We start from the raw sequence: 10,762 nt of genomic DNA on the forward strand, positions 1-10,762 counted from the left end.
GTCCGACCAAAGGTGGAATCCCATGTCCGTATCCGTCGCCGTGGCGGGAGCCTCCGGCTACGCGGGTGGTGAGCTCCTGCGTGTGCTCTCCGCCCACCCCGAGTTCGAGGTCAGGACGGTGACCGCGTTCTCGAACGCCGGACAGCCCCTGATCGCGACCCAGCCGCACCTCCGTTCGCTGTCGCACCTGACCCTGGCGGAGACGACGGCCGAGACGCTGCGCGGGCACGACGTGGTCTTCCTGGCGCTGCCGCACGGACAATCGGGTGCGATCACCGCGGAGCTCGGCGACGACGCGCTCGTCATCGACTGCGGCGCGGACCACCGTCTGACGGACCCGGCTGCGTGGGAGCGGTTCTACGGCGGCGACTACTTCGGCGCGTGGACGTACGGTCTGCCCGAACTCCTGCTCGCGGCTCCCACACCGGGTTCGGCCGACGAGTGGCGCGAGGTCGACGACATCGCCTCCCAGGGCAAGCAGCGTTCCGCCCTGGTCGGCACGAAGCGCATCGCGGTCCCCGGCTGCAACGTCACCGCGGTGACGCTCGGCATCCAGCCGGGCATCCAGGCTGGCCTCGTCGAGTCCGACGACCTCGTCGCGGTGCTCAGCGTCGGGCCGAGTGGTGCCGGCAAGAAGCTCAGCACCACCTACCTGGCCTCCGAGATCATGGGGTCCGCCAGTGCCTACGCCGTCGGGGGGACGCACCGGCACGTCCCCGAGATCCAGCAGAACCTGCAGGTCGCGGGCGCCTCCGACGTGACGATCTCGTTCACGCCGGTCCTGGTGCCGATGTCGCGGGGGATCCTGGCGACCACGACCGCGAAGCTCTCGCCCGGCGTCAGCGCGCGTGACGTCCGGCTCGCGTGGGAGCAGGCGTACGCCGACGAACCCTTCGTGCACCTGCTGCCCGAGGGCGAGTTCCCCCGGGTGGCCGACACGATCGGCGCGAACACCGCGCTCGTCGGCATCGCCGTCGACGAGGCCGCCGGCCGCGTCGTCGCGGTGACCGCCCTCGACAACCTCGCCAAGGGCACGGCGGGCGCCGCCGTCCAGTCGGCGAACATCGCCCTCGGTCTCCCCGAGTCCACGGGCCTCAGCGTGGACGGAGTCGCACCGTGACCGACGCAGGCACGACCACCCAGACCGAGCCGGGCCTCCAGGGCGTCACCGCGGCAGCGGGTTTCCGCGCCGCCGGCGTGACTGCAGGCCTGAAGACCAGCGGCAAGCCGGACGTGGCACTCGTCGTCAACGACGGCCCCGACGCGGCCGTGGCCGCCGTGTTCACCAGCAACCGCGCCCAGGCGCACCCGGTGATCTGGTCCCGCCAGGTCGTCGGGGACGGCGTCGCCCGGGCCGTCGTCCTGAACTCCGGCGGCGCGAACTGCTTCACCGGCCCGTTCGGCTTCCAGACCACGCACCTGACGGCCGAGGCCGTGGGCGACGCCCTCGGGATCGGGGCCGGCGACGTCGTCGTCTGCTCCACCGGGCTCATCGGCGTCGGCGACCAGTCCTTCCGCGACAACGTGCTCCGTGGCGTCGACCTGGCGAGCGCGGCACTCAGCGACGACGGCGGTCCGGACGCCGCGACCGCCATCATGACGACCGACACGAAGGCCAAGCAGTCCGTCGTGACCGAGGACGGCTGGACCGTCGGCGGCATGGCCAAGGGTGCCGGCATGCTCGCACCCGGGCTCGCGACGATGCTCGTCGTCATCACGACCGACGCCGTGCAGACGCCGGACCAGCTCGACCAGGCGCTCCGGGCGGCCACCCGCATCACGTTCGACCGGGTCGACTCCGACGGCTGCATGTCCACCAACGACACCGTCGTCCTGCTGTCGTCGGGTGCGAGCGGCGTGACGCCCGAGGTCGGTGACTTCCAGGAAGCCCTGACCGCGGTCTGTGCCGACCTGGCCCGGCAGCTGCAGCAGGACGCCGAGGGCGCGAGCCACGACATCACGATCGAGGTCGTGCACGCCGTGACCGAGGACGACGCCGTGACCGTCGGTCGGAGCGTCGCCCGGAACAACCTGTTCAAGGCGGCCGTCTTCGGCAACGACCCGAACTGGGGACGGGTGCTCGCAGCGATCGGCACCACCGACGCCGAGTTCGACCCGTACGCGGTGGACGTCAGCATGAACGGTGTCCGGGTCTGCCACGCGGGCGCACCCGACGAGCCGAGCGACTCCGTCGACCTGACCCCGCGTGACACCCACGTGCGCATCGACCTCGGTGTCGGCACGCACTCGGCCACGATCCTGACCAACGACCTCACGCACGACTACGTGCACGAGAACAGCGCGTACTCCAGCTGATGGCGGCCGACACGAACGGGGCCGGCACGCCCCTCACGAAGGAAGAAGAGCACGAGTTCGCCGCGGTCAAGGCCGCGACGCTCATCGAGTCGCTGCCCTGGCTCAAGCGCTTCTCGGGCAAGGTCGTCGTGGTCAAGTTCGGCGGCAACGCCATGGTGAACGAGGACCTGAAGCGCGCCTTCGCCGAGGACATGGTCTACCTGCGCTACGCCGGCCTGCACCCCGTCGTCGTGCACGGTGGGGGTCCGCAGATCTCCGCCGCCCTCAAGGAACAGGGCATCGAGTCCGAGTTCCGCGGCGGCTACCGCGTCACGACGACCGAGGCGATCACGGTCGTCCGGGACGTCCTGGCCGGCGAGGTGAACCGCGAGATCGTCGACTTGATGAACGAACACGGCGAGGGCCTGGCCGTCGGCGTGTTCGGCGACGGCGGCTCGCTGTTCACCGGCGAGAAGAAGGGCGTCGTCGTCGACGGGCAGGAGTACGACCTCGGCCACGTCGGGGACATCACCCACGTCGACCCGTCCGGTGTGCTCGCCGCGATCGAGGCCGGCCGGATCCCGGTGGTCTCGAGCATCGCGATCGACGACGCGCACCCCGACCAGGCGCTCAACGTGAACGCGGACGCTGCGGCCGGTGCCCTGGCGATCGCACTCCGGGCGTCGAAGCTCATGATGCTCACCGACGTCCCGGGGCTCTACCGCAACTGGCCGGACCGTGACTCGATCGTCGACCTCATCGCCGTCGAGGAACTCCGTGAACTCCTGCCGAGCCTCGAGTCGGGCATGATCCCGAAGATGACCGCGTGCCTCGACGCCGTGGTCGGCGGGGTCGGCGGCGCGACCATCATCGACGGCCGGATCCCGCACTCGATCCTGCTCGAGGTCTTCACCCTGCGGGGTGCGGGCACCGAGGTGATCCCGGACCCGAGCCGACGAACCGAGAACCAGATGACCCACGCCGAGATCGGCCGACGCGTGGCGTCGCCGTCGATCGACAGCAGTACCGGCCAGCACGTGGCGGGTACGGACGAGAAGGGACACCAGCAGTGAGCACCGAGACGCAGACCGAGACCTGGAACGACCGGTTCGGGGCGTCGCTCATGCGATCCCTGACCCCTCCGAAGATCATGCTCGAGCGCGGACAGGGCTGCCGTGTGTGGGACGTGGAGGGCAACGAGTACCTCGACTTCCTCGCGGGGATCGCGGTGAACTCGCTCGGCCACGCGCACCCCGCGTTCGTCGCAGCGATCGCCGACCAGGCGGCGAAGCTCGTGCACGTGTCGAACTACTTCGCCACCCCGCCCCAGCTCGAACTCGCCGAGCGCCTCAAGCGCATCACCGGCGCCGGGGACGCGGGTCGGGTCTACTTCGGCAACTCCGGCGCCGAGGCGAACGAGGCCGCGTTCAAGCTCGCCCGCCTCAACAGGGGCGCCGACGGCACGAAGACGCGGATCCTCGCGCTCAAGCAGGGCTTCCACGGACGGACGATGGGCGCCCTCGCGCTCACCGGCAAGCCCGCACTGCAGCAGGACTTCCTGCCGATGATCCCGGGCGTCGAGCACATCGACACCTCGATCGACGCGCTCGAAGCGTCGATCGACGACACCGTGGCCGCCCTGATCCTCGAGCCCATCAAGGGCGAGGCCGGCGTGGTCGACCTGCCCGAGGGGTTCCTGCTGGCCGCCCGCCGGCTGACCGAGGAGCACGGTGCGCTGCTGATCCTCGACGAGATCCAGACGGGTGTCGGCCGGACCGGCAACTGGTTCGCGTTCCAGGGGCACGGGGTGACGCCCGACGCCATCACGATCGCGAAGGGCATCGCCGGCGGCTTCCCGATCGGCGCCCTCGTGACCTTCGGCTGGGCATCCGACCTGTTCTCGGCCGGGCAGCACGGTTCGACCTTCGGCGGCAACCCGCTCGGCACCCGTGTGGCGAACGCCGTGCTCGAGGAGATCGAGCGCGCCGACCTCGTCGCCAGCGCGGTGGTCAAGGGTGAGCGCATCCGTGACGGTATCCGTGCCATCGGCTCCCCGCTGGTCGAAGAGGTCCGCGGCACCGGCCTGCTCATCGGCGTCGGTCTCGCCGGCCCGGTCGGCCCGCTCGTCAACGCAGCCGCCCTCGAACGCGGCCTCATCATCAACGCCCCCAACGAGTCGAGCCTGCGCATCGCGCCGCCGCTCATCGTGTCCGACGCCGAGGTCGACGAGTTCCTGTCGATCCTCGCCCAGAGCCTCGCGGCCGTCGCCGCAGCGCAGGAGCCCACCGCATGACCCGCCACTTCCTCCGCGACGACGACCTGAGCCAGTCCGAGCAGTCCGCGATCCTCGACATCGCCGACCGCATGAAGGCCGACCGCTGGGCGGAGAAGCCGCTCGCCGGTCCGCAGAGCGTCGCGGTGATCTTCGACAAGTCGTCGACCCGCACCCGGGTGTCGTTCCACGTCGGCATCTCGGACCTCGGCGGCAGCCCGCTGATCATCTCGACGGCGAACAGCCAGCTCGGCGGCAAGGAGACCCCGTCGGACACCGCTCGCGTGCTCGAGCGCATGGTGTCGGCGATCGTCTGGCGCACCTACGGCCAGGCCGGGCTCGAGGAGATGGCCGCCGGCACGACGGTCCCCGTCGTCAACGCGCTGTCCGACGACTTCCACCCCTGCCAGCTCCTCGCCGACCTGCTCACCATCCGTGAGCACCGCGGCACACTGGCCGGGCAGACCGTGGCGTTCATCGGTGACGGCGCGAGCAACATGGCGCAGTCGTACCTGCTCGCCGGTGCGACCGCGGGCATGCACGTCCGCGTCGCCGCCCCGGCCGAGTTCTCCCCGTCGGCGCAGGTCGTCTCCGACGCCGAGGACCGCGCTGCCGTGACGGGTGGCTCCGTCCTCGTCGTGACCGATCCGGTGGCCGCTGTGGCCGGTGCCGACGTCGTCGTCACCGACACCTGGGTCTCGATGGGCAAGGAGTCCGAGAAGCAGTCGCGCCTCGACACCTTCGCGGGGTACCGCGTCGACGACGCGCTCTTGGCGCACGCCGCCGCCGACGCCGTCTTCATGCACTGCCTGCCGGCAGACCGTGGGTTCGAGGTGACCGCCGACGTCATCGACGGTCCGCGCAGCATCATCTGGGACGAGGCGGAGAACCGTCTGCACGCCCAGAAGGCGCTGCTGGCCTGGCTGCTCGCCAACGACTGACCGACCGGGTGATCACCAGTGGCTGACCGCGTCGTCCTCGCGTACTCGGGCGGTCTCGACACCTCCGTCGGGATCGGCCGGTTGCGCGACGGCACCGGCAAGGACGTGGTGGCACTCGTGGTCGACGTCGGCCAGGGCGGCGACGACCTCGAGGCGATCCGGCAGCGCGCACTCGACTGCGGCGCGGTCGAGGCGCTCGTGGTCGACGCCAAGGACGAGTTCGCGGACGAGTACATCGTGCCGGCGCTCCGAGCCAACGCGCTGTACCAGAAGCGGTACCCGCTCGTCTCGGCCCTGAGTCGACCGCTCATCGCGAAGCACCTCGCCCTGACGGCGAAGCAGCTCGGTGCGGACAGCGTCGCGCACGGCTGCACGGGCAAGGGCAACGACCAGGTGCGCTTCGAGGCCGCCGTCGCGGCGATCGCGCCGGACCTGCGGACCATCGCCCCGGTGCGGGACCTCGCCCTCACCCGCGACCGTGCCCTCCAGTACGCGCAGGAGCACGGGCTGCCGGTCCAGCAGCCCGAGCGGCAGCCGTGGTCGGTCGACCAGAACGTGTGGGGTCGTGCCGTCGAGACGGGTCTCCTCGAGGACCCGTGGAACGGCCCGACCGAGGACCTCTACGCGACCACGCAGGACCCGGCCCTCCCGCAGCCGGCCGACGAGGTCACGATCACCTTCGACCGCGGGGTGCCGGTCGCCCTCGACGGGCAGCGGTTCAGCGTGCTCCGGATGGTGCAGGAGCTCAACGCCGTCGCCGGCAAGCACGGGGTCGGACGCATCGACTTCGTCGAGGACCGCGTGGTCGGGATCAAGTCGCGCGAGGTCTACGAGGCACCGGCCGCGGTCGCCCTCATCGCCGCGCACGAGGAACTCGAGAGCCTGACGCTCGAGCGTGACGTCGCGCGGTTCAAGCGCGGTGTCGAGGCCGAGTGGGCCGACCTGGTCTACGACGGCCTGTGGTTCGGCGGACTCAAGCGCAGCCTCGATGCCTTCGTCGAGCACACCCAGCAGCACGTCTCCGGCGACGTCCGGTTGCGGCTGCAGGGCGGACGCGCCACGGTGACGGGTCGTCGGTCCGAGCAGAGCCTCTACGACTTCGACCTGGCGACGTACGAATCCGGCGATGCGTTCGACCAGTCCGTGTCCAGGGGGTTCATCGAACTCTGGTCACTGCCCAGCAAGATCTCCGCCCGCCGCGATGCGGCGAACTGACCGACAGCCGCACCGGACCGACCACCAGCCCGCGGCCCCGCCCCCGGCGCGCCCGAGCACCGACGAAACGACGCAGGACGACATGACCGACGAGAAGACCGACGCCACCAACACCGGTGCCCTCTGGGGCGGCCGCTTCGCCGACGGCCCGAGTGCGGCCCTCGCTGCGCTCTCCAAGTCGACGCACTTCGACTGGCAGCTCGCGCCCTACGACATCGCGGGGTCCCGTGCCCACGCCCGAGCGCTGCACACCGCGGGCTACCTGACCGCCGACGAGCTGGAGCGCATGCTCGCCGGCCTCGACCGGCTCGAAGCGGCGCACGCCGACGGCACGCTGCAGCCCGACGACTCCGACGAGGACGTCCACGGCGCCCTCGAACGCCTGCTCATCGCCGACCTCGGTCCCGAGCTCGGCGGCAAGCTCCGCGCGGGTCGCAGCCGCAACGACCAGATCGCCACCCTCGGCCGGATGCACATGCTCGACCACGGACGGCGCATCGGGCGGCTCGTGATCGACCTCGTCGACGCGATCACCCAGCAGGCCACCGAGCACCCGGCCGCGATCATGCCGGGGCGCACGCACCTGCAGCACGCCCAGCCCGTGCTCCTGGCCCACCACCTGCTCGCGCACGCCTGGCCGCTCGTCCGCGACCTCGAGCGCCTCCGCGACTGGGCCGGCCGCGCGAGCGTCAGCCCGTACGGTGCGGGTGCGCTGGCGGGCAGTTCCCTCGGCCTCGATCCCGCCGCGATCGCCGCGGAGCTCGGCTTCGACCGTCCGGCGGACAACTCGATCGACGCCACGGCAGCCCGCGACGTCGTCGCCGAGTTCGCGTTCGTCCTCGCGCAGATCGGCATCGACGTCTCGCGTCTGTCGGAAGAGGTCATCCTCTGGAACACGAAGGAGTTCGGCTTCGTCCGGCTCCACGACGCGTTCTCGACCGGGTCGAGCATCATGCCGCAGAAGAAGAACCCGGACATCGCCGAGCTCGCCCGGGGCAAGTCGGGGCGCCTGATCGGCAACCTGACCGGGCTCCTCGCGACCCTCAAGGGACTGCCACTGGCCTACAACCGCGACCTGCAGGAGGACAAGGAGCCGGTCTTCGACTCCGTCGCCACGCTCGAGGTCCTGTTGCCCGCGTTCACCGGCATGATCGCGACCCTGACCTTCGACACCGACCGGATGGCCGAGCTCGCGCCGCAGGGCTTCTCGCTCGCGACGGACGTCGCCGAGTGGCTGGTCCGTCAGGGCGTCCCGTTCCGGGATGCGCACGAGGTCTCCGGCGCGCTCGTCCGGTACTGCGAGGAGCGCGGCATCGAGCTCGACGAGCCGACCGACGACGAGTACCGGTCGGTGTCCGAGCACCTCACGCCCGACGTCCGTTCCGTCCTGACCATCGAGGGCAGCGTCGCATCGCGCTCCGGCGTCGGCGGCACCGCACCCGACCGGGTCGCCGAGCAGCTCGCGTCCGTCACCCGCCGCGTCCGCGACCTGGCCGAGGGCGCACCCTTCTCGCGATGACCCCGGGGATCGCCGCGCTGCTCGCCGAGCCCGCCCCGATCATCGCGCCGGCCCTGCTCGGTGCGACGATCGCGGGGCGCGGCGTGACGCTCCGCATCACCGAGGTCGAGGCCTACTCCGGCCCCACCGACCCCGGCTCACACGGACACCGGGGGATGACGGAGCGCAACCGCCACCTCTTCGGCCCGCCCGGCACGCTGTACGCCTACCGCTCGTACGGCATCCACACCTGCGTCAACGTCGTGAGCGGGCCGACCGGCACCTCGTCGGGCTCCCTGCTGCGCGGTGCGCAGGTCGTCGAGGGCCTGGACGTCGCGCGAGCGCGTCGCGGGTCGAAGGTCGCGGACGTCGCCTTGGCACGTGGGCCCGGCAACCTCGGTGGTGCGCTCGGAGCGATCCTCGGGCAGGACGAGGGCACGTCGCTCCTCGACGGGTCCGGCCCGTTCGTGCTCACCCTGGCACCCGGCCTGGAGGCCCGGCTCGCCTCCGCCGGACCGGCCCAGGTGATCGACGAGCTCCTGTCCGAGACCCTGGCCGGTCCGCCCGCGAGCGCTGCGGTTCCGCGGATCTCCCGCGGCCCGCGCACCGGCGTCGGCGGCATCGCCGGCGGGGTGCGGTACCCCTGGCGCTTCTGGCTGACGGGTGACCCCACGGTCTCGACGTACCGACGGCACAAGGGTGCCCTCGACCCGTGAACCCGGCCACGGGCCTCCCGGCTGCCGCGCCTGCCGGTCGTCCGTCGCCGCTACGATGGCGGGGTGTCCAGTGATACCGCTCAAGACGTCCTGACGCGCCAGCAGAACGACCCCGCCTTCGACTCGGTGTGGGACGAACTGCAGTGGCGCGGTCTGGTGCAGGTCTCGACCGACGAGGCCGCGCTGCAAGAGGCCCTCGACGGTGAGCCGATCACGTACTACTGCGGCTTCGACCCGACGGCCCCGTCGCTGCACTGCGGCAACCTCCTGCAGCTCCTGACCATGCGCCGGCTGCAGCTCGCCGGGCACAAGCCGCTCGCGTTGGTGGGCGGGTCGACCGGTCTCATCGGCGATCCGCGTCCGACGGCCGAGCGCACGCTGAACACCCCGGAGACCGTGGCCGAGTGGGTCTCCCGACTGCAGACCCAGGTGTCGCGGTTCCTCAGCCCGGACGGCGACAACGGCGTCCGACTGGTGAACAACCTCGACTGGACCGCCCCGATGTCCGCGATCGACTTCCTGCGCGACGTCGGCAAGTACTTCCGCGTCAACTCGATGCTCAAGAAGGACGCCGTCGCCGCGCGGCTGAACTCCGATGCGGGGATCAGCTACACCGAGTTCAGCTACCAGATCCTGCAGGGACTCGACTACCGCGAACTCTGGCGCCAGTACGGGTGCACGCTGCAGACCGGCGGTTCGGACCAGTGGGGCAACCTGACCTCCGGCACCGAACTCGTCCGTCGCGCCGAAGGCGCCACGGTGCACGCCCTCGGCACCCCGCTCATCACGAACTCCGACGGCACGAAGTTCGGCAAGAGCGAGGGCAACGCGATCTGGCTCGACGCCGAGATGACCTCGCCGTACGCGATGTACCAGTTCTGGCTCAACACGACGGACGCGGACGTGATCGCCCGGTTGCGGCAGTTCACGTTCCTGACGCGCGCCGAGATCGAACGACTCGAGCAGGCCGTCGCCGACGAGCCCTTCCGACGAGAAGCCCAGCGGACCCTGGCGTTCGAGGTCACCTCGATCGTCCACGGTGTGATGGCGACCCAGGCGGCGATCGACGCCGCGGCCGCGCTGTTCGGCAACGGCGACCTCGGTGCGCTCGACCCGGAGACCCTGCGGTCGGCGATCGCCGCGCTGCCGGGGTCGGTCACGCTCGACCCCGGGGCGGACGTCGCACGGGCACTCGTGGAGACGGAACTCGTGAAGTCCCTCGGCGAGGCCCGACGCGCGATCGACCAGGGCGGTGTCTACGTGAACAACGTCCGAGCCGAGGACGCGGCCGCCCCGTTGTCCGACCTCGCCCTGCCCGGGGGAGTCCTCGTGCTCCGTCGTGGCAAGAAGACCCTCGCCGGTGTGACGCTCGGCTGACCCCGATCGCTCGACCTCTCGTGATGCCCGGTTCCCCTGCGGAACCGGGCATCACTGCGTCCGGGCGACGTGTGTTGCACAACGCGACACGCCCGGGATGGGAGCTGGCTTGGCGCACCCGCTCAGGGCTGCGTATAGTTCTTACTCGTCACCCCAAAGGTGCGGCGGAGCGGCTGGAGCGAAAGCCCAGAGCACGTCGGCCCTCAAGCGGGACCATCCTCCACTGAAGTTCAGATCGTGCCTTGCGCCGGATCGCTTCGACGCCTAGGATGACAAGCCCACCGGTTCTCTCCCCTCGGGATGAGCCACTGGACCTCCGGGTCCGACGAACAACCGGTGGCAAGCCAAGAACACAAGCCTTGTGGCTGAAGCTCGAACTCGGGCCGAAGAGCAAGTGCGTCTGGTCCTTGAGAACTCAACAGCGTGCACATTGTCAATGCCAATTTAT

The 10,762-nt window shown here is 70.7% G+C and carries 9 protein-coding genes; all 9 read left to right on the forward strand.

What is annotated here, in order from left to right:
* Nucleotides 1-22 precede the first annotated feature (22 nt).
* The 9 genes from QRN30_RS13250 (at nucleotide 23) to tyrS (ending at nucleotide 10,314) form a co-directional block, all read left to right on the forward strand.
* Nucleotides 23-1,120, forward strand: coding sequence for an N-acetyl-gamma-glutamyl-phosphate reductase (locus QRN30_RS13250; RefSeq protein ID WP_056071690.1), 1,098 nt, complete (start codon nucleotides 23-25; stop codon nucleotides 1,118-1,120).
* A complete protein-coding gene (gene argJ, locus QRN30_RS13255; RefSeq protein ID WP_017887970.1) occupies nucleotides 1,117-2,316 on the forward strand; it encodes a bifunctional glutamate N-acetyltransferase/amino-acid acetyltransferase ArgJ in 1,200 nt (399 codons plus the stop codon). Before QRN30_RS13250 ends, argJ begins: the two co-directional genes overlap by 4 nt.
* Nucleotides 2,316-3,368: an acetylglutamate kinase gene (argB, locus tag QRN30_RS13260; protein ID WP_017887969.1), complete on the forward strand. Its 1,053-nt coding sequence runs from the start codon at nucleotides 2,316-2,318 to the stop codon at nucleotides 3,366-3,368. Before argJ ends, argB begins: the two co-directional genes overlap by 1 nt.
* Nucleotides 3,365-4,588, forward strand: coding sequence for an acetylornithine transaminase (locus tag QRN30_RS13265; protein ID WP_159556954.1), 1,224 nt, complete (start codon nucleotides 3,365-3,367; stop codon nucleotides 4,586-4,588). Before argB ends, QRN30_RS13265 begins: the two co-directional genes overlap by 4 nt.
* On the forward strand, nucleotides 4,585-5,508 hold the full coding sequence (gene argF, locus QRN30_RS13270) for an ornithine carbamoyltransferase (protein WP_017887967.1): 924 nt from the start codon (nucleotides 4,585-4,587) through the stop codon (nucleotides 5,506-5,508). The genes QRN30_RS13265 and argF overlap by 4 nt, the downstream gene beginning before the upstream one ends.
* Before the next feature lie 18 nt (nucleotides 5,509-5,526).
* Nucleotides 5,527-6,723, forward strand: coding sequence for an argininosuccinate synthase (locus tag QRN30_RS13275; RefSeq protein ID WP_284761197.1), 1,197 nt, complete (start codon nucleotides 5,527-5,529; stop codon nucleotides 6,721-6,723).
* Between the two features lie 82 nt (nucleotides 6,724-6,805).
* Nucleotides 6,806-8,242: an argininosuccinate lyase gene (argH, locus tag QRN30_RS13280; protein ID WP_017887965.1), complete on the forward strand. Its 1,437-nt coding sequence runs from the start codon at nucleotides 6,806-6,808 to the stop codon at nucleotides 8,240-8,242.
* Entirely contained in the window at nucleotides 8,239-8,937 is a 699-nt protein-coding gene (locus QRN30_RS13285) for a DNA-3-methyladenine glycosylase (protein WP_284761198.1), read from the forward strand. Before argH ends, QRN30_RS13285 begins: the two co-directional genes overlap by 4 nt.
* Before the next feature lie 63 nt (nucleotides 8,938-9,000).
* Nucleotides 9,001-10,314 (forward strand): tyrosine--tRNA ligase, encoded by a 1,314-nt coding sequence (gene tyrS / locus QRN30_RS13290; RefSeq protein ID WP_042540028.1) that lies wholly within the window; start codon nucleotides 9,001-9,003, stop codon nucleotides 10,312-10,314.
* The last annotated feature ends 448 nt before the right edge of the window (nucleotides 10,315-10,762 follow it).

This window comes from Curtobacterium sp. MEB011, assembly GCF_030209655.1.
Lineage (GTDB): Bacteria > Actinomycetota > Actinomycetes > Actinomycetales > Microbacteriaceae > Curtobacterium > Curtobacterium poinsettiae.